A 22,344-nucleotide genomic window follows, 5' to 3' on the forward strand; every position below is an offset into this window, starting at 1 on the left:
TCGTTGACCCGCGGCGACTGCCAGACAAACTCCGTGTCATCTTTGCCCGCACATCCCGTTATCATCAGTAGCCATACGGCCATCATCATGCCGGCCCATCGACGTTGCATGGTTCCTCCTGCCTGCTCTTTGTTGGTGACAATTGCTGTTGGCTCAAGCGTGCAGCGTTAATGGACAAATACCATCATTGCCGCCTTCGGGAAACGCATTTTGCCGACAGGCAACGAATGCTCGTACAATGCGGTTCATTTCATCCGGCTCAAGGGAAATATTCGGTTCATGCGCGCCAGTCAACTGCTGCTATCCACGCTCAAGGAAACGCCCGCCAACGCTGAAGTTGTCAGTCATCAACTGATGCTGCGTGCCGGCATGATTCGAAAACTGGCTTCCGGCCTCTACACCTGGCTGCCACTGGGGCTGCGAACGCTGCGAAAGGTGGAACAGATCGTACGCGAGGAAATGGATCGCGCCGGCGCCCAGGAAGTTCTGATGCCTGCAATACAGCCTGCCGAGCTCTGGCAGGAATCGGGCCGCTGGGACAAGTATGGCAACCTGCTTCTTCGTCTTCGTGACCGCCACGACCGCGAGTTCTGCTATGGCCCCACTCACGAGGAGGTCATCACCGATCTGGTGCGTAATGAAGTGCACTCCTACCGCCAGCTGCCATGCAACTTCTACCAGATCCAGACCAAGTTCCGTGATGAAACCCGCCCCCGCTTTGGCGTCATGCGATCACGCGAATTCATCATGAAAGACGCCTATTCGTTCGACATCAGTCAGGAAGCGATGGCGGCCTCCTATCAGAAAATGTATGACGCCTATATTCGCGTCTTCAATCGTCTCGGACTCGATTTCCGTGCCGTTCAGGCCGATAACGGCGAGATCGGTGGCAGTGGCTCTCATGAGTTTCATGTACTCGCCGATTCAGGTGAAGACGCCGTCATCTTTTCCACGGGCTCCGACTACGCAGCCAATATCGAAAAGGCAGAAGCGCTGCCTGACCGCCAAAAACGTGACGACCCTCAAGAAAGCATGAGAGAGGTCGATACACCCGATGCCAAAACCATCGCGGCACTGGTGGAAAAACACGGCTTGCCGATCGAAAAGACCGTCAAGACACTGATCATGCACGGCGCCGAAGGCGGGCTGGTCGCGCTGATGGTGCGCGGCGACCACCAGCTCAACGAGATCAAGGCGTTACATCTGGATCAGGTGGCCTCACCGCTGGTCATGGCCAGTGAAGAAGAAATTCGCCAGGCCGTCGGGGCAGGCCCCGGGTCACTCGGGCCGGTCGGACTTGATATACCGCTGATCATTGACCGCAGCGTGGCCGTCATGAGCGACTTCGGCGCCGGCGCCAATATTGATGGCAAACACTTCTTTGGCATTAACTGGGAGCGCGATCTCCCGCTGCCGATGGTGGCCGATATTCGCGATGTCGTGGCCGGCGACCCATCACCGGATGGTCAGGGCACACTCTCGATCGCGCGCGGCATCGAAGTCGGGCACGTTTTTCAGCTCGGGACGAAATACTCCGAGGCACTGGGCGCTACCGTGCTGGATGAAAACGGTAACAATGTACCGCTGCAGATGGGATGTTATGGCATCGGCGTCAGTCGCGTTGTCGCCGCCGCCATCGAACAAAACCACGATGATCGGGGCATTGCATTGCCCGCCAGCCTGGCGCCCTATCAGGTGGCTCTGGTACCCATGAACGCGCACAAGTCGCAGGCCGTTCGCGACGAGGCCGAACGCCTCTACAGCGCCTTCAATGACATGGGAATCGAAGTATTGCTGGATGATCGTGACGAGCGCCCGGGCGTCAAGTTTGCCGATCTTGAGTTGATCGGCATCCCGCACCGCATCGTAATCGGCGACCGCGGCCTGAAAAACAGCGAACTGGAGTACAAGGGAAGACGTGACGACGATATTACGATGGTGGCGCAGCAGGAAGCCGTCGAGTTTATTTGTCAAAAGCTGGCTTGAAGCCGGCTTAAAAGCATGTCTGCTGGGCGCCTGTCTAACGACAGGCGCCCTTTTTGCGCCCGCATCCCGGGCTGGCGCCGTTCCGGAGACGCATGTATCGGCCCAGCTGATCCGCCAGCTTTCCAGCGCCCTGTCGGATGATCAGCGTACCGGCGATCGTTTTGATACCGAGGTCTGGATGACCGATATGAATCGACGCCTCATCGCCTACCTGCCCGACGCCCATCAAAGGCTCGCCCTGCTCGAAAGCATCCAGCGCGAGGCGCTTCGTGCCTCGCTGGATCTGCAGCTGGTGCTCTCGGTCATCGATGTTGAAAGTCGCTTTACGCCGCAGGCACGTTCGAGTGCCGGCGCCCAGGGGCTCATGCAGGTCATGCCCTTCTGGAAAAAGGAGATCGGCAGAGACAGCGACGATCTTTTCGACCCCGCTACCAACCTGCGCTATGGCTGTACCATTCTTGCGTGGTATCTCAAGGTTGAAAAGGGCGATCTGACGCGGGCGCTGGCCCGCTACAACGGCAGTCTTGGAAAAACACGCTACCCGGAGCAGGTCATGACACGCTGGGACAGCCGCTGGTGGATAGACAGCTGATCCCCTTCGTGACACTGTCGATTTCAGTGCGGCCGGGCCCCTCGAATCTGTCCGCTTCCCACGATAACCTGGTGCTCTCGCTGCAAAATTTCGAGCAGGACAATGACACGCTCGTCTCCCTTGCCCGCCACGAAAAGCCCTTTCAGGGCCTTGAAAGGGCCTTCGGTAATTTCGATGCACTCACCGGTGCTGAAACGATACTCCCCTGACATGGCCGGCTGCTCCGTGATCTGCTGGCGCAGGGTATCGATCAATACATCCGGTACCGGCACCGGCGCCTGACCAAAGGCAAGCAATCTGATCACGCCACGGGTGGATCGAATGGGTGCCCAGTTGTCCTGCAGCGGATTCATCCGAATAAAGAGATACCAGGGAAAAAGTGGTTCGACCACTTGCCCGGCCCTGCCGCGCTGGCGCTTTTCTCTTTGAATGACCGGATGAAAGACGGTGTAACCCTGAAAGTTCAGATGCTCGGCGGCACGAAAGGACTCACCTGACTTGCACTGGACCGCGTACCAGCGCAGCCCTTCAGGCCCTGTCGTCTGCATTAAAACCACCCCCGGTCAGTAGCCGTGAACGCACCGGTCTGAGAGAATCGGCGCGCCATTCAAATGCCCGCGACTTTCTGGATAAAACCGTTGACTTCGATTGCTACAGCCCGGGCCGCCGTTGCGCGCCATGGTATCACGTTCCTGATGGGGCTGGCGTCAGGCCTGCCGCTACTGCTGACAGGCAGTGTCCTGCAGGCCTGGATGACCGATGCCGGCGTTGCCCTGGACGCGGTGGGACTGCTGGCGCTGATCGGTATTCCCTACACGCTCAAGTTTCTCTGGGCACCGCTGCTGGACCGCTTCGAGCTGCCCTTTCTGGGCAGGCGCCGCGGCTGGCTTTTGGTGACCCAGCTGCTGTTGACCTCCCTGATTGTTCTGCTGGCCCTGTCCGACCCGGGCCTGTCACCGCTGACCGTGGGCATGGTGGCACTGGGCATCAGCTTTTTCAGCGCCACTCAGGACGTCATCATCGATGCGTATCGCCGCGAGCATCTGCCTGAAAAGGAACTCGGCATCGGCTCCAGCCTCTATACCTATGGCTATCGCACCGGCATGCTGTTTGCCTCCGGCGGCGGACTGATGCTGGCCGACAGCATCGGCTTTCGCGCGACCTATCTGACCATGGCAGTGCTGCTCGGCGCCTGTATGCTGGTTACCCTCATGGCGCCCGAGCCTAGCGCTCAGCGTCCCACGCAGCCACAGAACTGGCGCGATACCTTTCTGGACCCGATCCGGAATTTCATGACCCGGCCCGGCGCCCTCTGGCTGCTGCTTTTTATTCTGCTCTACAAGCTGGGAGACTCGGTCGCCGGCAACCTGACAACGCCCTTTTATAAATCACTGGGATTTTCCAACGCCGAGATCGGCGCCACGGTCAAGATCTTTGGCTTCTGGCCCCTGCTGGGCGGTATCTTTCTGGGCGGTCTGGTCATTTTGCGCATCGGCATTTACCGCTCGCTGTGGTGGTTCGGTCTGTTGCAGATGATTTCGACCGCCGGCTTTATCTGGCTCAATCATGTCGGCCATTCGATTACGGTACTGGCGGCGGTGGTCAGCTTTGAAAATGCCGCAGCCGGCATGGGGACGGCCGCCTTTCTCGCCTTCATGGCCGCTTTGACCGACAAGCGATTTACGGCAGGTCAGTACGCCCTGCTCTCCTCGATCATGGGCCTGCCCAGAGTCGTGATTTCAGCCCCGGGCGGTATCCTGTCGGAAGCGGTCGGCTGGGACGGATTCTTTTTAATCTGTACCCTGGCCGCTATTCCGGGTCTCATGATCCTCTGGTATTTTCGCCAATGGCGCGATATTACCGACCCGCCCGGCCGGTAATATCGTGTCGCGCCTTTTTGTTTCACGGGCGTCGGCCTTCGACCACGCCCCCGAAAGAGACCCTGATCTTGTCCCCTGTATCCCCTGGAATGTCTCGCCCTCAGGGCCTTTTATCGAAGCTGCGTTTGATCAATCGAGGCGCAGGTCTTGTGCTTGCAGGGGCGCTTCTGGCTGCCTGCTCCACCGGCCAGTCCGGTTTTCAGCCTGCGAAAACACCCAATTACACCGATATCAATACGCCCATGCACCCGACCAGCTGGCAGCAGCTGCCCGGCTGGCACGATGACAATCTATTGAGTGCCTGGAGCGCGTTTCGAACCAGCTGCGAAAAACTCACCCGCAAGCCGGACTGGGCCTCGGTCTGCAATGACGCCCGCCACGTTGACCCGCTGGACAGCCGCGCCATCCGGCGCTATTTCGAGCAGCGCTTTACACCCTTTACGCTGAGCAATAGCGATGGATCGACGGTCGGCACCATCACCGGCTATTACGAGCCCGTTCTTCACGGATCTCGCACGCGCCAGGGCCCCTATCAGGTCCCGCTCTATCGCAACCTGGGCAACAGCAGCCTCATGGCCGCCAGCCGCAGCCAGTTGATCAAAAGCGGCGTATTGCGGGGTCGCGAACTGGTCTGGGTCGACGATCCGGTTGAAGCCGCCTTTTTGCAGATTCAGGGATCGGGACGTATCAGACTGGTCGAAGGCGGCGAGATGCGAGTGGGATTTGCCGGTGCCACCGACCAGCCCTTCCAGTCCTTTGCTCGCTGGCTGCTCGATCATGGAGAAATTACCCCGGCTCAGGCGACCCTGCCGGGCATCAAGGCCTGGGCCAACGCCAACCCCGGGCGGGTACAGGACATGCTGAACGTGAATCCTCGATTCGTCTTTTTCAGGGAGCTCGACAGCAGCCACAAAAGCCAGGATGGCCCGATCGGCGCCCAGGGTGTCCCGCTGACACCGGAGCGCAGCATTGCCATCGATCCCGATCAGATCCCGCTAGGGGCCCCGGTCTTTTTGTCGACCACGCGACCGCTGTCCAACCAGCGCATGCAGCGCCTCATGCTGGCTCAGGATACGGGCAGCGCTATCAAGGGCACCGTGCGCGCCGATTTTTTCTGGGGACACGGGGATGAAGCCAGCCTCAATGCCGGACGCATGAAACAGCCCGGCCAGATGTGGGTATTTCTACCCAATCGTCAGTAAACGATCCTTTCTGCGTCGTGCGCCATGGTGTCACCGTGGCGCTATTGCACAGGTGTTCGCAGTCTGGCATCCACCCAGTGAAGCGCGCCCCGGGTCGCAACCCAGTGAGGCCGCATAAGGACACGATACTGCCAGGCTTCCGCACGTGAGCCCGGTATCGGCACATTGCCGGTTACCGGCTCTCGCTTGGGGTTATCGCGGATCAAAAGCTTGAGCATCCATGGATTGGCTTTGTCGACCATGATCAGCGCCTGGCGGGCTTCTTCAAGTCGCGCCAGGCGATACAGTGCCAGCGCCTTGCCCAGCAGCAGCCCGAGCCACGGCTCGCCATCGTCGTCACCGGCCGCCTCGATCTCTTCGATGAGCGTCAGGGCCCTGACGTCCTGACCATCGCTTAAAAGCTGTTCCAAAAGCAGCTCGCGCAGCCCCATGCTGTCTTCGCCATCCAGGCGAATCAGCCGTTCAGCCAGCTGTCTTGATGGCTCGCGCGCGCCACGCTCCATGCCGATGATCAGCCCCAGTCCGAGCCGGAACAACACATGATTGTCGCCATCGCCCCAGACAAAGGGGCTCTCAGCCGTCTCGATCGCCACAAGCCAGGCATCGAAACGCTTTGCCAGCGGCGAGAAGATAGAGCTAAACATCCATGGCAGATTGCCAAAACGCCCGGCCAGCGCCATGGCAAGCTCCTGAAGAATCGCCGGCGTTGACAGCCACTCCGGATGAAGACACAGCGCGTCCAGCCAGGGGCGGGCGTCCCGCCAGGGATCCCCCTGAAGCCCGCTGCCGGGCGCTTCTTCATTTTCGGTGGCAAAATGCTGTTGCCACATCTGATAGCGGGCGTGATCCAGATCATCCTGCTGATACTCGAGCCGGCCTTCAGCGTTGATGGACAGCGACAGACGTGAGGCGCCGGAAAATTCCGGCAGGAGTCTGGTCAGAGTTTCCAGCGGTTCGGCCAGTTCCTCGTCGGCATAAATCATCTGCTCCGACAGCGTGGCTTCGGGGTCATAAGCCAGCTGCTCGAGAAACGCCTGCTGGTCCTCATCCAGGTCACTGCGATGAACCAGACGCCGGCGCCAGAAATCGGCGCGTGCACGCGCCTGCTCGGGGCGCCCTTCATGCAGCAACAGCATGCTTTCGAGATAGGCCAGCGCCGGTTCGTTGGGCATGGCCTCCAGGGTTTGAATAAAGGTCTCGCGAGCGCTGGCCAGATCATCACTGTCCATGTATCGCAGACACAGCCGCTTCAATGCCGCCCCGCGTAAAAAGCCCGGGCCATGTTCGACGGCGCTGTTCATCAAAGCGGTCTTTTTGCGAGTAAAGCCCCGCTCCTGATACACATCGCTTAAAAGCTCGAAGGCAGGCTCGCTTTCTTCCGGCAGCCGCTCCCAATCGGCATTGGTGAAAAGCGCCTCCAGAATGGTCTGGGCGCGGCCCAGCTGTCCGCCCTCGGCACTGACGATACCGGCCTCGAGCAGGGCCTGCGCCGGCACCTGATCGGAGGCCAGCGCCTCGTGCAGCACGTTACCGCGAAGGCGTTGCAGCAAAAGCATCCACATCAAATGCGGCGGTACCTGCCCCGGCAGCGCGACGCGGGCGCAGCAGTCAATGTGGCGCTTGCCGGAGTCACACCAGCAGGGCTCCTGAGGCGCCGGCGGCGCCAGCGTTTCGATCCGAAATCCAAGACGCTGCAGCGGCGTCTGATTCCAGAGCATCGGCGCCAGCGCCTGTGCCAGCGCCACATCCCCGCCCAGCAGTTCTGCCCCTTCCTTTCTTGCCCAGCCCATCAATGAGGGGTAGCGCTCGTCTCGACGAATGGCGTCAAGTGCTCCCGTCGAAAACCCAAGGAGTTGGTTAACCCAGGCTGCCAGCATATTGTTCCTCCACCATGATCACGCTTATGCTAGCACGCTGGCTGCAGGCATCTCATGATAACGCCATCATGTTGTTTCGTATCTGCCCGGCAAACATCTCCTGAAGCAGTCCCTGCGTTACTGCACCCACTCTCGTTTCGGAAATATCCGCTTGTTTTCAGCCCGTGCACTGCTTCGTCGACGCCCGAATCCCGATGCGCCTCGTGTTCGTCTCGAGCGCGAAGGCCGCGACCGTATCCGCCGAATCACCCAGGCGATGGACAAGGTGCCCTGGACCAACAGCGCCATGCAGATTTTGTGGGTCAGCGGCCCCGTCACCCTGCTGGGCGCCTGGGTCGGCTATCTGCTCGGTTACGGTCGTGGCCCCTCGATGGAGAACTATGTGTTCTTCATCAGCTATGCCCTGATCACGGGTCTTGCCGGCATCATCGCCAATTTCGCCCACCATCTGACCCGGGGGCGCAAGCATGAACGCGCCGCGGCCCGAGTGGCTCAGGTGCTCGATACCCTGCCGGAGCTGGTACTGATTACCCGCAACCTGATCGTTGAAAGCCTGGAGGGCGACGCCCGTCGCCGCGAGGCGGCAGCCATGCTGCTGCGAAAGCATGATCTGTCACCCGAAGGGGTGGAGCTTGCCGCGCTGGAACTGCTCGACGATGAGGAAAGTGCCCGGCGCATCTCGCAGATCGATGTCTATCGCCGTATCGGCATGCAATCGCGTATCCGCGATCTGGTCGATCTGTATCGTGCCCATATCGACCCGCGACTCAATGAGCTTGCCGATGTGGCGCCGGAGGCCATTTCACTGCTGCGCGACCGTTTTGCAGGACGGGCGCCCGATCTGCACCAGGGCGTTGCACGCGATGAGAACTTCATCGAGCGCGTACTGGCAGCCATTGAGCAGGACAATGCGCTGCTCATGACGCTTCAGGATGTCGAGGAGATGATCATTCTGGCCTTTGAACTGCTCTGCGGTCGTCGCATTCCCATGCTGACCTTTGAGTATCGCGGCCGATGGCATCTGGCACGAGCACTTGATGCGCTTGAACAGACACGCTCTCGATATCGCATTCAGCAGGCCACGGGGCTGTCACGACTCAAGGCGCTGACCGTCTATCTTGCCGAGCAGTCGGGTACCCTGGTCGAGGATGCTGCGGCCGGGCTTCGCGCCGAAACCCTGACAGTCCGCTGTCGCCAGGCCATGGATGCGCTGGCCGAGCAGATCGAACACCTGGCCAGCGGCGTGCAGCAGGGCCGTAGCGACCTGCGCCCGGAACTGCGCGAGCGCGCCGATATTCTGACCAATGCCCTGAAGCTTTTTCGAAGCGTGCAGGAAAACTACGGCCAGATCGCACGCAGTCATGCCACGCTGATTCGCAACTCCCAGCGCTGGGAGGCCATTACCGATCAGATGAACGACAAGGCCACCCACCTGCAGGTCGGTCCCGGCAAGCGCGGGCTTCGCATTCATGAAAATCACATCGCGCTGACCGATGGCGAAAAGGCCCGTGTCTGTCGCCATCTGGCGCGCTATCTCAATGACACGCGTGCGGATCGGGAACGCGCCCATCAGCGTGATCATGGCGGCAATCCCGTCTCGCCCGGCAGCGACATCGAGATGGCAAAGCACCTGGCCATCGAGATTGCCCTCGCCCTCGAGCCCTGTATTCATCTGTCGCGCCCGGAGGTGCAGCGCGCCATCGACGCCACCAACGCGGCCTATTTCGGCCATCTCGAACCGGATCTTTCGGCGGCGGCCAAGGCAGCACTGGGTGCGGCCATGGTCAACGAGATCACCGATGATCTGTCACGCAGTGCCGAATCACTGGCCATCGCTCTGGTACGCCATTATCGCGTCGCCCTTGAGCCCGAGGCGATCGACTTTCTGATTCGTCAGTACGGCGCCCGCGCCTCGACGATGAACATTCTGTCCAATATCGACCAGACCGCCCATCGCAACATCAGTCTGCTCAGCCAGCGCCCGGCAGGCATTGGCCCCGCCCCGCGACGCTGGTACCGAGCACTGATCAAGGCCAAAAGAGCATTGAACTGACCTCATGCAACTCATCATTGCCGAAAAACCCTCATTGGGTCGTGCTATCGCCTCGGCACTACCCGGACGTTTCAGCCAGACAGAAGGCGCCCTGAGCAGTCCCGACATCACGGTCAGCTGGTGCTTTGGTCATCTGCTCGAGCAGGCCGCCCCGGAGGCCTACGATGAGCGCCTCAAGCGCTGGCGCCTGGATGACCTGCCCATCATTCCCTCGAAGTGGAAGCTGACACCTCGCCCGAAAGCGCGCGCTCAGCTCACCATTTTGCGTCGTCTGGTCAAATCGGCCGACAAAATCATTCATGCCGGAGACCCGGACCGGGAGGGTCAGCTTCTCGTTCAGGAAACCATCGAATACTTGGGCTGGAAGGGGCCGGTCGAGCGTCTTTTGATCAATGACATGAACACCCCTGCGATCAAGCGGGCCTGGCAGGCACTCGAAGACAACGCCCGCTTCCAGCCGCTCTATCAGGCGGCATTGACCCGTTCGCGCGCCGACTGGCTCTATGGCATCAATCTGACTCGCGCCTGGACAGTGACCGGCCAGCAGGCCGGCATCAAGGGCGTGCTTTCCATCGGTCGGGTACAAACGCCACTTCTCGGGCTGATCGTGCGCCGTGATAGAACCATCGAAAATTTCCAGCCGGTCGACTTCTACCCGCTATGGGCCGATTTTGAGACATCGGGCGGCAGTGTTCGCGCCTGGTGGCAGCCGGGTGAGCAACATCGCCTGGACGACCAGGGCCGGCTTCTGGATGCGGCTCCCGCTCGAGCACTGGCCGCGAAACTGCCGGGTCAGCCGGCCATCATCAGAGACGTTGAACAAAAGCAGCAGCGACAAGGCGCGCCGCTACCCTATTCGCTCTCCACGCTTCAGATCGATGCGGCCCGGCGCTATAAGATGTCGGCACAGTCGGTGCTTGATTGTGCCCAGCGCCTGTATGAAAGGCATCGCCTGATCACTTATCCGCGTTCGGACTGTCGCTATCTGCCACGCGACTATCTCAAGGGCATCGATGCCACACTGCGCCATGCCTGCCAGGGCAATGACACGCTCGAGCAGTGGCATGGCGGCATCGACACTTCCCGCGTGTCGCGTGCCTTCAACGACAAGCAGATCGGGGCACACCATGCTATCGCTCCTACCGGTCAGACCCCGCGCTGGCAGACGCTGAGCCGGGAAGAGCAAAACGTCTATACGCTAGTGGCCCGTAACGTGCTGGCCCAGTTTTACCCCCCCTTTGAGTACCGCGACACCCGTGTCACGCTGGAGGCGCTGGATGAGGCCTTCATGATCAAAGGGCGCGAAATTCTTCAGGTAGGCTGGCGCGCGCTTTTTAACACGCCCGATGAGGATGCCACGCTGCCCGCCATGACGAAGGGCGATAAGGCGTGCGTTACCCAATGCGAGATGCAGACACGCCAGACGCGCCCACCCGAGCCCTTTACCGATGCCAGTCTGATCAATGCCATGACTCACGTGGCGCGCTACGTCACCGACAATGCCGTGCGGGCAACCCTCAAGGAAACGGACGGACTGGGTACCGAGGCCACGCGCGCCAGCATGATAGAAACGCTTTTAACGCGAGAATATGTTCATCGACAGTCAGGCGCCATTCGTGCCACCCGGCGCGGGCGCGGCCTGATCGATGCCCTGCCCGAGAGCCTGTCCGGCCCGGAGCGTACGGCCCTTTGGGAGCAGCGACTCTCCAGGGTGCGCGAAGGCAGCGACTCTCTGGACGCCTTTCTTTCTGACATGGCAGGCGAGCTGACAACGCTGGTCGGCGATGTCGATGCCGGACGTCTGAATCAGGCCATGCAGCAGGCCGGCGGTGAACAGCCTGCCGCCTCTGCCGGTCGTAAAAAAAACCAGGCGCGGCGCGGCAAAAGCAGTGGGCGTACGACCACACGCGGCACTGCCGGGCGCCGAACCTCAAAAGGTCGCAGCACAAAGCAATAGCTGGTATCACGGTCGACACGGAAAACAGTCGGCGCATAAAAAAACCCGCATCAGCGAGCGCTGATGCGGGTTGCAGACAGAATCATCCGTCAGCGCGTTACACGCTTATTTGGCAGCGTTGTAGCGCTTTTCGACTTCTGCCCAGTTGACGACATTCCAGAACGCCTTGAGATAGTCGGGACGACGGTTCTGGTAGTTCAGGTAGTAAGCGTGTTCCCACACGTCCACACCCAGAATCGGCGTGGCATCATGGCCGCCATAAGCCTGCGAGGAGACCGGGCTGTCCTGATTGGCAGTGGAGACAATCTCCAGATTGCCGTTTTTGACCACAAGCCATGCCCAGCCGGAGCCAAAGCGACCCTTGGCAGCCGTCTCGAACTTCTCGGCAAAGGCTTCGACGCTGCCGAAGGTCTTTTCGATGTCGTTCATCAGCGTGGGGAATTCCTTCAGACCACGCGCATTGGGTGTCAGGATTTCCCAGAACAGCGAGTGGTTGGCATGACCGCCTGCATTATTGCGGATGGCGGTGCGCTGCTCTTCGGGAACACGGTCGAGCTGCTTGAGCAGATCCGACGCTTCGAGTCCGGCCAGATCTTCGGGAAGCTTTTCCAGCGCAGCGTTTGCATTGGTCACATAGGTGTTGTGATGCTTGCCATGGTGGATTTCCATCGTCTGCGCATCGATGTGCGGCTCGAGTGCATCAAATGCATAGGGCAGTTCGGGAAGCTTGTAAGCCATGGTCAAACTCCTTTTTCGCTCGCTGAGCGGGTTTAAACCGACGACTGCATTTCGTCCCTGCAATCGTCATGAAAGTTGAGGACATACGGCGCTGGAAAACCACCACCGTATGCGTCCTATAAGACATTAGGCGCCAACGCCGGCTTTTCAAGGTCAGTGACACAATTCTTTGTTGATCATTTGTCTCATCAAGGCGTTTGTCGCCCTTACCCCGTGTTGCGAAGTCCCGCCGAAATACCGGCCATCGTCACCATCAGGGCCCGCTGCAGATCCGGAGAAATATCGCCCTCAAGCTGGCGGCTTCGGTACAAAAGCTCCGCCTGAAGCCCATGGAGCGGATCGATATAGGGATTGCGTATATCCACGGCCTGACGAATCAGCGGCGCATGCTCCAGCAGATGATGCTGCTCGCGAATGTTCAAAAGCGTCTTCTCGAGCCCCTCCAGGCGCTCGCGCAGTGACGTGCCCAGCGCGCGGGAGTTGTCATCATCAATCAGGCGTTCTTCGTAGTAGGCATTGATCTCGGCGTCGGCCTTGGCCAGCAGCATCTCGAGCATGTCCAGGAAGGTGCCAAAAAACGGCCACTCGTTCATCATCTCGCGCAGCCGGGCCATGCCCTCTTCGCTGTTACTGCGCTCGGCAAAGGCGGCATCGCTGCCCAGCCAGGCCGGGAGCATCAGTCGCGTCTGAGTCCATGCAAATATCCAGGGGATGGCCCTGAGCGTTTCAACACCACCCGAGGCGCGGCGCTTGGCCGGGCGGGATCCCAGCGGCAGCCCGGACAGCGCGGTCTCCGGCGTTACGGCGCGAAAATAGGGCACAAAGGCCGGGTCTTCGCGCACGATACTCGAGTACACCTGGTGGGCGCGCGAGGCCAGATGATCCATCTCCTCGCGCCATGCCTGCTTTGGCTCGATCGGCGGCAACAATGTCGCCTCGAGTACCGCGCTGAGATAGATCTCCATGGAGCGCACGGCGATACGTGGCTGACCGAACTTGAAACGAATCATCTCGCCCTGTTCGGTCACACGCAGACTGCCCTGCACGGAACCCGGCGGCTGGGAAAGAATGGCCGCATGGGCCGGGCCGCCCCCGCGTCCAACCGTGCCACCACGGCCATGAAAGAGCGTCAGCGTAACGCCATGCTCATGACAGACCCCGACCAGCCGCTCCTGAGCGCGATACTGCGCCCAGGCCGCCGCCAGCTGGCCGGCATCCTTGGCCGAGTCCGAATAGCCGATCATCACCTCCTGGCGGGCATCGATCAGCGCCCGATACTGCGCCATGCCCAGCAGGTCATTGACCACATGACCGGCGCGGTCCAGATCGTCCAGCGTTTCGAACAGCGGTGAGATGGGCAGGCTGACCCGGCCACCCACGGCCTTCATGAGAAGCGCCACGGCAAGCACATCGCTGGCCTGCCCCGCCATGGAAATGACGTAGGAGCCCAGCGCTTCGCTGTACTCCGAACCGATCACCTCAAAGGTGTCGAGCACCTCGCGAACCTCGTCCGAGCAGGGCCATTGCGATGGGATCAGCGGACGCGGCGAGCCCAGTTCGTTGAGCAGGAACTCACGGCGGGCCGATTCGTCCCACTCGGCGTAGTTGCCAAGCTCCAGATATTGGGTCAGCTCTTCAAACACCTGGGTGTGGCGAGTGGATTCCTGACGGATATCCAGACGCGTCATGGTGGTGCCAAAGCAGGCGACCCGACGCAGGGTATCCAGCAGCGCCCCGTTGGCGATCACATCCAGACCGCAGGCCATCAGCGAGTGATAGCAGGCTTCCAGCGGCGCCTGCAGCGCCTCGCGCGTATCCACCGTGGGGCGCTCGCCGCTCCAGCCATGTCCTTCCCAGATCATCTGCGCCTTGTCGCGGGTGGCCGCCAAGCGCTCTTCCAGGTCGCTGAGTACGCGCCGGTAGGGCTCGGGACACGGGCCACCGGCCAGCTCGATCAGCTCGGGCGTGGCTTTCCACATGGAAAGCTCAAGACGCAGCTGCTCGACATCACGACGAAAACTTTCCGCCGCGCGATGACGCTCAAGCAGCAGCACCTCACGCGTCACGGCCGAGGTCACGTTGGGGTTGCCATCGCGGTCGCCGCCCATCCACGAGGCAAACCGGATGGGGGCCGCCTCCAGTGGCAGGCGCCGCCCGGCACGTGACAGCAGCATCTGATCCAGCTCGCGATAAAAGGTTGGCACGGCCTGCCACAGCGACTGCTCGATCACCGCCAGCCCCCAGCGTGCCTCATCCACCGGGGTCGGCCGTTCGGCACGAATCTCGCTGGTGTGCCAGGCCTGGCTGACCAGCTCATTGAGACGCCCCTGCAACTGCTCCAGACGCTCGGGATGCTCTTCGCTGGCGTTGAGCTCTCCCAGACAGGCGTTGATGGCGTCGTATTTGCGAATCAGGGTGCGCCTGACCACTTCTGTCGGGTGCGCCGTCATGACCAGTTCGATGCGCATCGAGGCAATGCGCTCGATCAGCGCCTCGCCGTCGTGACCGGCCTGCGTCAGACGCTCGAGCAGATCGTCCAGACGGGGCTGGGTGCCGGGGCGATAATCCTCGACTCGACGAAAGCGGCCGCGATAGTGCTGCTCGGCAAGATTGGCCAGATTCAGAAACTGGTTGAAAGCGCGCGTCACCGGCAGCATGCGCTCTTCGGGCAGGGTACGAAGGTATTCGATCAGCTCGGCGCGAGCACCGGCGTCCTTGCGCCCCCGTTTGGCCAGCGCTCGGATCCTTTCGATCTGATCGACAAACTCGGTGCCCAGATCATCGGCAATGGTATGCCCCAGGCTATCGCCGAGCAGACGCACATGCTCACGCAGGGAGGCGTGAAGCACGTTGTCTTCCAGCGCAGGATCGTGGTTGGCACCCTCCCCTGAAGAGGCACCTTCAGGGGCAGAAGAAGAAGCGTGTTGCATGAAAGACTCCGCAAGGCGCGTGACAGGAAGCAAGAGCCTGACGCGCTCGGGAAACAACAACAACACTACACTAATGACTTGCGACCAAAGTCGAAGACTCGATTATCCGTCGCTACTGCCCGCGCTCGACACGCTTGGCGTCCTGCCAGTGCCCTTCCAGGGTCTCGAGATCGGTGGCATCGATGGGCCGGCCACTGGCCTGAACAGCCTTTTCAACATAACGAAAGCGGTTTTCAAAACGCTGTCCGGTACCGCGCAGCGCCTGCTCCGGATCAATCTTCAGATGGCGGGCCAGATTGACCACGGCGAAGAGAAGATCGCCCAGCTCGGCGTTCATGTTCTCCTGATGGCCGGCCTCGATTTCGACCTCCAGCTCGGCCAGCTCCTCGCGAATCTTGTCCAGCGCGCCGCGGTGGTCGGGCCAGTCAAAGCCTGCCCGGGAGGCCCGACTGGAGAGCTTGTTGGCGCGAGACAGCGCCGGTAGCGCCAGCGGGATATCATCCAGGTGTGATATGGCCGCTCGCGAATCACGCTCGTTGGCCTTGCGCGCCTCCCAGCGCCGGTTGACCTCCGAGGTATCCACATCAAGCGCCGCCACACCCTGTCGACGTGAGCCGAGATGGCCGTCAGGAAACACGTGCGGGTGACGGGCAACCATCTTGACCGTCAGCACATGAACAATATCGTGGAAGTCGAATCGAGCTTCCTCGCGGCCGAACTGGGCGTAATAAATGATCTGGAACAGCAGATCTCCCAGCTCGCCGGGCAGCTCCTCAAAGGCGCGACGCTCGATGGCATCGGCAACCTCATGGGCCTCTTCGATCGTATGGGGCACGATCGTGTCCCAGTGCTGGGCCACATCCCACGGGCAGCCCTGTTGCGGGTCCCGCAGCACCTGCATCAGTGTCAGTAGATCGTCGAGCGTGTAGCGCTGTGCCTGCTGCATCAAAATACCCCTGCCTTGCGAAAGGCCTGCCTATGAAGATTCCCGCATGCCGCCACCGCCCTGACGCAGCCGACGAATATCGGTCACATTGGTCAGCTGTCCGATACGGTTGACCACCTTCGAAAGCACATCAAGCCCTGCCACCTCCAGCGTGATCTTCATCGTGGCCATATGGTCATCGCGATTGGTCGTTGTATTAACGCCCAGCACGTTGACCCTTTCGTTGGACAGGATGCCGGTGACATCGCGCAGCAGATTGGAGCGATCCCACGCCTTGATTTCGATATCGACCGGATACTGAATGGGCTGCTGCTGCCCCCATTCAACCTGCACGATACGCGCGGGTTCATCGCCTTGAAGCTGCAGGATATTGGGACAGTCCTTGCGGTGAACGGTGACCCCCCGCCCCTGGGTAATAAAGCCCACGATGTCGTCTCCCGGTACCGGATGACAGCAGTTGGCCATCTGGGTCTTGAGATTGCCGACGCCCAGTACGGTGATGGTATCAGTGCTTTCACGCACCCCCTGACGGCGCGGGCGCGCCAGCAGACGGTCAAGCTCGTCAATGTCTTCGGTTTCGCCAAAAAGATGCTGCGCCTGGGAGAGCACCTGCCCGATACGCAGATCACCGGCACCGATGGCGGCGTACATGTCCTCGGGCGTGTTGTAGTTGACGGCCTGCGCCAGACGCGTGCGATCCAGACGTTCAAGATCGAGGCGACGAAACTCGCGCTCCAATAGAACGCGCCCTTCTTCCTCATTTTGCTCACGCGCCTGCAGCTTGAACCATGACTGGATCTTGGCCCGGGCACGGGAGGTGCAGACATACCCCAGCGAGGGGTTGAGCCAGTCACGACTCGGCCCGCCCTGAGTGGCGTTGAGAATCTCGACCTGCTGGCCGGTCTTCAATTGATAGGTCAGGGGCACGATGCGACCATCCACCTTCGCACCGCGACAGTGGTGGCCGACTTCCGTGTGCACGCGGTAGGCAAAGTCGATTGGTGTCGCGACCCGAGGCAGATCGATCACATGCCCTTCCGGGGTAAAGACGTAGATGCGATCCGGGGCGATATCGGAGTTGAGCCCCTCGGTAAGATCGGTCAGCTCGCCGACCTCCTCCTGCCACTCCAGCACCTGACGCAGCCAGGCAATCTTTTGCTCGTAGCTGCGGCTTTTGGAATCGACATCGGTGCCCTTGTAGCGCCAGTGCGCGCACACGCCGAGCTCGGCATCCTCATGCATGGCAAAGGTGCGGATCTGAATCTCGAGCACCTTGCCTTCCGGACCGAACACGGCGGTGTGCAGCGACTGATAGCCGTTTTTCTTGGGATTGGCGATGTAGTCATCAAATTCGTTGGGCACGTGATGCCAGAGCGAATGCACGATACCCAGCACGGTATAGCAATCGGTGACTTCAGGCACCAGCACCCGTACGGCGCGCACATCGTAAACCTGGGAAAAGTCGATGTGCTTGCGCTTCATCTTGCGCCAGATCGAATAGATATGCTTGGCACGACCGGAAAGGTCGTAGCGTGTGATGTTCTGCGCCTCGAGAAGGCGCTTGAGCGTGTCCACAACGTCATGGATGTAGCGATTGCGATCAAGGCGCTTTTCCGCCAGCTGTTTGGCGATGGTCTTGTAATCGCTTTCATGCAGGTAGCGAAAGGAGAGATCTTCCAGCTCCCACTTGAGCTGGCCAATCCCCAACCGGTGCGCCAGCGGGGCGTAGATATCGAAGACTTCGCGCGCCACGCGCAGGGCGCGCTCGCGGGAGCCGTCCTTGACCTGGCGCAGCATGCTGGTGCGTTCGGCAATCTTGATCAGCGCCACGCGCACATCATCCACCATGGCCACCAGCATCTTGCGCAGATTTTCCTGCTGATTGTGCTGGGTCATGGCCTGATCCGGCGCCTGCAGCTGGGAGATGGCTGCCATGCGCAAAACGCCGTCGATCAGTCCGGCCACTTCCGAGCCGAACTGGCGCTCGACCGCCTCCAGACGCGTCAGGCCCTCGCGCACGCTGCGATACAGCACGGCCGCCGTAATGGCCTGCTGGTCGAGCTTGAGCTCGCTGAGAATATCGGCCATTTCCAGCCCGATGCGAAAAGCGGAATAAATATCGCGCCAGGCGGGCTGCTGGCTGGACGCTTCCTGATTGACCCTTGCGGCGAAGCGGCAGGCACGTTCCAGCTCGGCCGGGTCCTTGAGCGGTACTTCGCTCTGGAGATGGGCAATCCAGGTCGTGATATCGACCCGTCCATCGGCATCGAGCGGCTGATCTTCACGAACCTTGACCATGTAACACGATCCCCGTCATGTCTTTTATGTAGGCTGACGCTCGAGCAGCACCAGCGATTCCAGATGCGCCGTCTGCGGGAACATATCGGCCACCGCGGCACGGACCAGACGATAGCCGCCGCTGACCAGCAGATGCACATCACGTGCCAGGGTGGCCGGCTCACAGGACACGTAAAGCACCCGTGAAGGCCCGTGCTGCGCCAGCACCCGGCAGATGTCCTGTGCACCGGCGCGGGGCGGATCAAGCACCACCAGCGCGGCGTCCTCAAGGCCGGGCGGCGCATCGCCAAGGTCTGTCCGGCGAGCATCAACACGCGCCGACAGTCCCGCTGCCAGTGCATTATCGCGCAGTCGCTGCACCATCGACTCCCGACCTTCGTAGGCGATGACCCGGGCACCGGCGGCGGCAAGCGTCAGGGAGAAGTTACCCACCCCGGCAAACAGGTCAACGACCGGCATGTCGTCATCAATATTGGCCCACTCGAGCACCCGCGCCACCAGCTGATGATTGACGCCGGCATTGGCCTGCAGAAAATCGCCGCTGCGGACACTGATGGCAGAGGCCGGCACGTCAGGCAGCGCGCGATAGTGCGGCCATGTGTCAGGCCGGTCGTCCAGCCGCTCCAGCACCGGTTTGTCACCGTCACCGGACAGAACGCTCAAAAGCAGATCATGCTCACGAGCAAACTGCTGCCAGCGCGTTAGATCGCCGGGCACGCGACGCAGCTGACGTAGCGTGATCATGACGACGTCATCGCCGGCCACCAGTTCGATATGCCCCAGCCGACGCGGCGCTTCAAGCGACTCGATCAGTGCGCGCAGCGGCTGGATCAGCGCCTCAAGACGGGGTTCAAGAATGGGACACTGCTCGATATTGAAAAGTCGATCCTGCCCCCGCACCCGATAGCCCACATGAATACGGTCATCGCTGCCGACCCGAACGCCCAGTCGCGCGCGGCGGCGATAGCCCCACGCCTCGCCTTCAAGCAGTGACGGCTCGGGAAGCTCGATATCATGGCGTGCCAGATGTTCACGCAGCACCTGCTGCTTGTGGCGACGCTGGCCTTCAATGGCGAGATGCTGAAGATCACAACCGCCACAGCGTCCGAAATGCGCGCAGCCGGGAGTGACACGCTCTTCGGAGGCCTTGATCACCCGGCGCACGTGCCCTTCATCATAACGACCGTGCTGGGTATGGATAGCGACTTCGATTTCTTCACCGGGCAAAGCCTGCTCGATGAAAAGCGTCTTGCCATCACGGTCGCGCGCCACGCCGCGTCCATCGTGCGCCAGACGCTCGATCACGACGCTTTTTTCATCAGCGCGTTTCTCGTTTGGCGTTTCCAGACGCTTGCGCGTCGCGGGGCGCTTTTGACGACGCTGTCCCAGCATGGCCATGTTCAATCCTGCTCCGGTGCATAAAGACCGGTGGAAAGATAGCGATCCCCACGGTCACAAACGATAAAGGCGATCACGGCGTTGTCGACTTCACGCGCGATACGAAGGGCGCCGGCCAGGGCCCCGCCCGAGGAGACTCCGGCCAGAATGCCCTCTTCACGGGCCAGACGGCGCATGTGCTCTTCGGCTTCGTGCTGGCCGATGTCGATGATTCTGTCCACGCGCGACTGCTCGAAAATACTCGGGCGATAGGCTTCCGGCCAGCGCCGGATGCCGGCAATGCTGGCCCCGTCCTCGGGTTGAAGTCCCACGATCTGGATCGCCTCGTTTTTCGATTTCAGATAGCGCGACACACCCATGATGGTGCCAGTGGTGCCCATCGAGCTGACGAAATGGGTAATGTTGCCACCCGTTTGCTCCCAGAGCTCGGGGCCGGTGGTTTCAAAATGGGCCAGCGGATTGTCATGGTTGGCGAACTGATTGAGCGGCTTGCCGTCACCGCGCGCGATCATGTCATCGGCCAGATCCCGCGCGCCTTCCATGCCCTGCTCTTTCGTCACTTCAATAAGCCGGGCGCCGTAGGCGGCCATGGCCTGCTTGCGCTCGCTGCTGGCGCTGTCCGGCATGATCAGAACCATTTTGTAGCCGCGAATGGCTGCCGCCATGGCAAGCGCAATACCGGTATTGCCGGAAGTGGCTTCGATCAGCGTGTCGCCGGGTGTGATCTCACCGCGCGCTTCGGCGTGTGCAAGCATTGACAAAGCCGGGCGGTCCTTGACCGAACCGGCGGGATTGTTGCCTTCAAGCTTGGCCAGCAACGTGTTGCTGCCGACCTGAAGTCGCTTGAGACGCACCAGCGGGGTATGCCCGATGGTGGATTCGATTGTGGGATAATCCATGCAGCGCTCCAGAATCAACGGGATGTCAAAAAAGAGCCTATTATAGCGCGGCCCGATCGACGCATTGTCTTCAGGCCAACGTCGTCAGACCGGTTGCTCAAACGTGCTGAAGGCGCGCGAGTGCACCATCAAACGCTTCATCTCGCGAACGGCCTCATCAAGCCCGGTCAGCGCAGCGCGCGACACGATCGCATGACCGATGTTGAGCTCGTGAAACCAGGGCATGGCCGCAATGGCTTCCACGTTGTGATAGTGCAGGCCGTGGCCGGCGTTGACGGTCATGCCCAGGGCATGAGCCATTTCGGCGGCGGCCGCAATGCGGGCAAGCTCGAGGTCGGCATTGTCACGCGACGCGTCTACCCAGGCGCCGGTATGCAGCTCGATAACCGGAGCGCCGGCATCAAAGGCCGCCCGGATCTGATCCGGGTCAGGGTCGATGAATAGTGAGACCTCACAGCCTGCTGCCCCGAGCCGCTGGCAGGCCTGTCGAATCCGCTCGCCGTTACCGGCCACGTCCAGCCCGCCTTCAGTGGTCAGCTCTTCGCGTTTTTCCGGCACCAGACAGACATTGGCAGGTCTCAGGCGCTCGGCCAGCGTGATCATCTCCTCGACCACGGCCATCTCAAGATTGAGACGCGTATTGAGCATCTGCATGGCAAGCTCGATGTCGCGGTCCTGAATATGGCGACGATCCTCGCGCAGATGCATGGTGATACCGTCTGCGCCGGCTTCTTCACTGATCAGGGCCGCCTGCACCGGGTCGGGATATCGTGTGCCGCGCGCCTGTCGAAGCGTTGCAATGTGGTCGACATTCACGCCCAGCAGAATGCGCGGGGGCAGGACGTTGGAAATCTGGTCCGACATGTTGTTCTCCTTCAGCGCTCACCATTTCGGCGACGGCGCATCAGTTCATTCATCAGTTCGCGCGATCTCAGCTCGCGACTGCCCAGAAGCGGTGACAATGCCTGACGCGTCAGAACACGCGCGGTGCCGGCAAGCCCCGGGACGTCCCAGTCGCCGCGGGCAAGCCAGCCCAGTGCGCGCGCCTCAAAGGCCGGCCCGTCCGAAGGCGCCGGACGAAAACGTTTCAGAGCAGGGTCATAAAGATAGCGCCCTTCCCGGTCAAGCGGCCGGTCCTGCTCGTCAAGAAAAACAGGCTCGCTATCGAGCGCCTCGAGAAGAGCGATCTCGAAACGCCTGAGCGCACCGCCACGTCGTTCAGGAAAGGGCAGCGCGTCAAGCAGGGCCGCGTAAAAGGCAAACAGGGTATCGACCGGCAACGAGAGGGGCAAAAGACGGGTCATCAGTTCATTGGCATAAAGGCCGCAGATAAGCCCTTCCCCCGCCAGCATGGCCCCCGGCCCCTGGGATTCGATGACTCTCAGTGTTTTCAGCTCACCCTCGCCCTGCCAGGTCAGATGCAGCGGCGTAAAGGGCTGAAGTCGATGACGCGTTCGGCTGCCCGGCCGCATGACGCCGCGTGCCACGGCACGAATACGCCCATCATGCAGCGTCAGGATATCCGCCAGCGCACTGGTTTCACGCCAGGCCTGACGGTGCAGCAGATACGCCGGCTGCAGTTCCATGA

16 protein-coding genes are annotated in these 22,344 nt (G+C 61.0%); 6 read left to right on the forward strand and 10 right to left on the reverse strand.

Going from position 1 to position 22,344, the window contains the following annotated elements; all coding sequences use genetic code 11:
* Positions 1 to 279: 279 nt before the first annotated feature.
* Both ACXMYO_RS06050 and ACXMYO_RS06055 read left to right on the forward strand, forming a co-directional pair.
* Positions 280 to 1,986: a proline--tRNA ligase gene (locus ACXMYO_RS06050; RefSeq protein ID WP_457808109.1), complete on the forward strand. Its 1,707-nt coding sequence runs from the start codon at positions 280 to 282 to the stop codon at positions 1,984 to 1,986.
* Positions 1,987 to 2,173: 187 nt separating this feature from the next.
* Positions 2,174 to 2,578 carry a transglycosylase SLT domain-containing protein gene (locus ACXMYO_RS06055; protein WP_457808110.1) on the forward strand — a complete coding sequence of 135 codons (405 nt, stop codon included), beginning with the start codon at positions 2,174 to 2,176 and terminating at the stop codon, positions 2,576 to 2,578.
* A gap of 23 nt (positions 2,579 to 2,601) precedes the next feature.
* Here the strand turns inward: ACXMYO_RS06055 and rfaH are convergent, their stop codons facing one another.
* Positions 2,602 to 3,126, reverse strand: coding sequence for a transcription/translation regulatory transformer protein RfaH (rfaH, locus tag ACXMYO_RS06060; protein ID WP_457808111.1), 525 nt, complete (start codon positions 3,124 to 3,126; stop codon positions 2,602 to 2,604).
* Between the two features lie 90 nt (positions 3,127 to 3,216).
* Here rfaH and ACXMYO_RS06065 point away from each other — a divergent pair, with 90 nt between their 5' ends.
* Together ACXMYO_RS06065 and mltA are read left to right on the forward strand one after the other, a co-directional pair.
* Positions 3,217 to 4,458, forward strand: a complete 1,242-nt coding sequence (locus tag ACXMYO_RS06065) for an AmpG family muropeptide MFS transporter (protein WP_457808112.1) — start codon at positions 3,217 to 3,219, stop codon at positions 4,456 to 4,458.
* A gap of 89 nt (positions 4,459 to 4,547) precedes the next feature.
* The gene (gene mltA, locus ACXMYO_RS06070; RefSeq protein ID WP_438767455.1) at positions 4,548 to 5,660 is read left to right on the forward strand and encodes an MltA domain-containing protein; all 1,113 of its coding nucleotides are present in this window, start codon (positions 4,548 to 4,550) and stop codon (positions 5,658 to 5,660) included.
* A gap of 41 nt (positions 5,661 to 5,701) precedes the next feature.
* Here mltA and ACXMYO_RS06075 read toward each other — a convergent pair whose 3' ends face one another.
* Entirely contained in the window at positions 5,702 to 7,537 is a 1,836-nt protein-coding gene (locus ACXMYO_RS06075) for a zinc chelation protein SecC (RefSeq protein ID WP_457808113.1), read from the reverse strand.
* 151 nt (positions 7,538 to 7,688) lie between these two features.
* On the opposite strand from ACXMYO_RS06075, the gene ACXMYO_RS06080 reads away from it, so the two are divergent.
* Entirely contained in the window at positions 7,689 to 9,590 is a 1,902-nt protein-coding gene (locus ACXMYO_RS06080) for a hypothetical protein (protein WP_438767458.1), read from the forward strand.
* Positions 9,591 to 9,594: 4 nt separating this feature from the next.
* A complete protein-coding gene (locus ACXMYO_RS06085; protein ID WP_457808114.1) occupies positions 9,595 to 11,547 on the forward strand; it encodes a DNA topoisomerase III in 1,953 nt (650 codons plus the stop codon).
* 105 nt (positions 11,548 to 11,652) lie between these two features.
* Here ACXMYO_RS06085 and ACXMYO_RS06090 read toward each other — a convergent pair whose 3' ends face one another.
* The 8 genes from ACXMYO_RS06090 to recO form a co-directional block, all read right to left on the reverse strand.
* Positions 11,653 to 12,285 (reverse strand): Fe-Mn family superoxide dismutase, encoded by a 633-nt coding sequence (locus ACXMYO_RS06090; protein WP_438767461.1) that lies wholly within the window; start codon positions 12,283 to 12,285, stop codon positions 11,653 to 11,655.
* 206 nt (positions 12,286 to 12,491) lie between these two features.
* On the reverse strand, positions 12,492 to 15,215 hold the full coding sequence (gene ppc / locus ACXMYO_RS06095) for a phosphoenolpyruvate carboxylase (RefSeq protein WP_457808115.1): 2,724 nt from the start codon (positions 15,213 to 15,215) through the stop codon (positions 12,492 to 12,494).
* Positions 15,216 to 15,327: 112 nt separating this feature from the next.
* Entirely contained in the window at positions 15,328 to 16,161 is an 834-nt protein-coding gene (mazG, locus tag ACXMYO_RS06100) for a nucleoside triphosphate pyrophosphohydrolase (protein ID WP_457808116.1), read from the reverse strand.
* A 30-nt stretch (positions 16,162 to 16,191) separates the two neighbouring features.
* A complete protein-coding gene (gene relA, locus ACXMYO_RS06105) occupies positions 16,192 to 18,459 on the reverse strand; it encodes a GTP diphosphokinase (RefSeq protein ID WP_457808117.1) in 2,268 nt (755 codons plus the stop codon).
* 24 nt (positions 18,460 to 18,483) lie between these two features.
* Positions 18,484 to 19,857 carry a TRAM domain-containing protein gene (locus ACXMYO_RS06110; RefSeq protein ID WP_457808118.1) on the reverse strand — a complete coding sequence of 458 codons (1,374 nt, stop codon included), beginning with the start codon at positions 19,855 to 19,857 and terminating at the stop codon, positions 18,484 to 18,486.
* Positions 19,858 to 19,859: 2 nt separating this feature from the next.
* Complete coding sequence (gene cysM / locus ACXMYO_RS06115; protein WP_438767469.1) at positions 19,860 to 20,756, reverse strand: cysteine synthase CysM; 897 nt, start codon at positions 20,754 to 20,756, stop codon at positions 19,860 to 19,862.
* 84 nt (positions 20,757 to 20,840) lie between these two features.
* A complete protein-coding gene (pdxJ, locus tag ACXMYO_RS06120) occupies positions 20,841 to 21,620 on the reverse strand; it encodes a pyridoxine 5'-phosphate synthase (protein ID WP_457808119.1) in 780 nt (259 codons plus the stop codon).
* Positions 21,621 to 21,631: 11 nt separating this feature from the next.
* A complete protein-coding gene (recO, locus tag ACXMYO_RS06125; protein WP_457808120.1) occupies positions 21,632 to 22,342 on the reverse strand; it encodes a DNA repair protein RecO in 711 nt (236 codons plus the stop codon).
* Positions 22,343 to 22,344 lie beyond the last annotated feature (2 nt).

The organism is Kushneria sp. EE4, from assembly GCF_977968315.1.

Bases quoted from the DNA above. Each gene is read 5' to 3' on its own strand.
- relA (WP_457808117.1), bottom strand. From the start codon at position 18,459: ATGGTCAAGGTTCGTGAAGATCAGCCGCTCGATGCCGATGGACGGGTC.
- ACXMYO_RS06085 (WP_457808114.1), top strand. From the start codon at position 9,595: ATGCAACTCATCATTGCCGAAAAACCCTCATTGGGTCGTGCTATCGCC.
- ACXMYO_RS06075 (WP_457808113.1), bottom strand. From the start codon at position 7,537: ATGCTGGCAGCCTGGGTTAACCAACTCCTTGGGTTTTCGACGGGAGCA.
- ACXMYO_RS06090 (WP_438767461.1), bottom strand. From the start codon at position 12,285: ATGGCTTACAAGCTTCCCGAACTGCCCTATGCATTTGATGCACTCGAG.
- mazG (WP_457808116.1), bottom strand. From the start codon at position 16,161: ATGCAGCAGGCACAGCGCTACACGCTCGACGATCTACTGACACTGATG.
- pdxJ (WP_457808119.1), bottom strand. From the start codon at position 21,620: ATGTCGGACCAGATTTCCAACGTCCTGCCCCCGCGCATTCTGCTGGGC.
- cysM (WP_438767469.1), bottom strand. From the start codon at position 20,756: ATGGATTATCCCACAATCGAATCCACCATCGGGCATACCCCGCTGGTG.
- rfaH (WP_457808111.1), bottom strand. From the start codon at position 3,126: ATGCAGACGACAGGGCCTGAAGGGCTGCGCTGGTACGCGGTCCAGTGC.
- ACXMYO_RS06050 (WP_457808109.1), top strand. From the start codon at position 280: ATGCGCGCCAGTCAACTGCTGCTATCCACGCTCAAGGAAACGCCCGCC.
- ppc (WP_457808115.1), bottom strand. From the start codon at position 15,215: ATGCAACACGCTTCTTCTTCTGCCCCTGAAGGTGCCTCTTCAGGGGAG.
- ACXMYO_RS06110 (WP_457808118.1), bottom strand. From the start codon at position 19,857: ATGGCCATGCTGGGACAGCGTCGTCAAAAGCGCCCCGCGACGCGCAAG.
- mltA (WP_438767455.1), top strand. From the start codon at position 4,548: ATGTCTCGCCCTCAGGGCCTTTTATCGAAGCTGCGTTTGATCAATCGA.
- recO (WP_457808120.1), bottom strand. From the start codon at position 22,342: ATGGAACTGCAGCCGGCGTATCTGCTGCACCGTCAGGCCTGGCGTGAA.
- ACXMYO_RS06055 (WP_457808110.1), top strand. From the start codon at position 2,174: ATGAATCGACGCCTCATCGCCTACCTGCCCGACGCCCATCAAAGGCTC.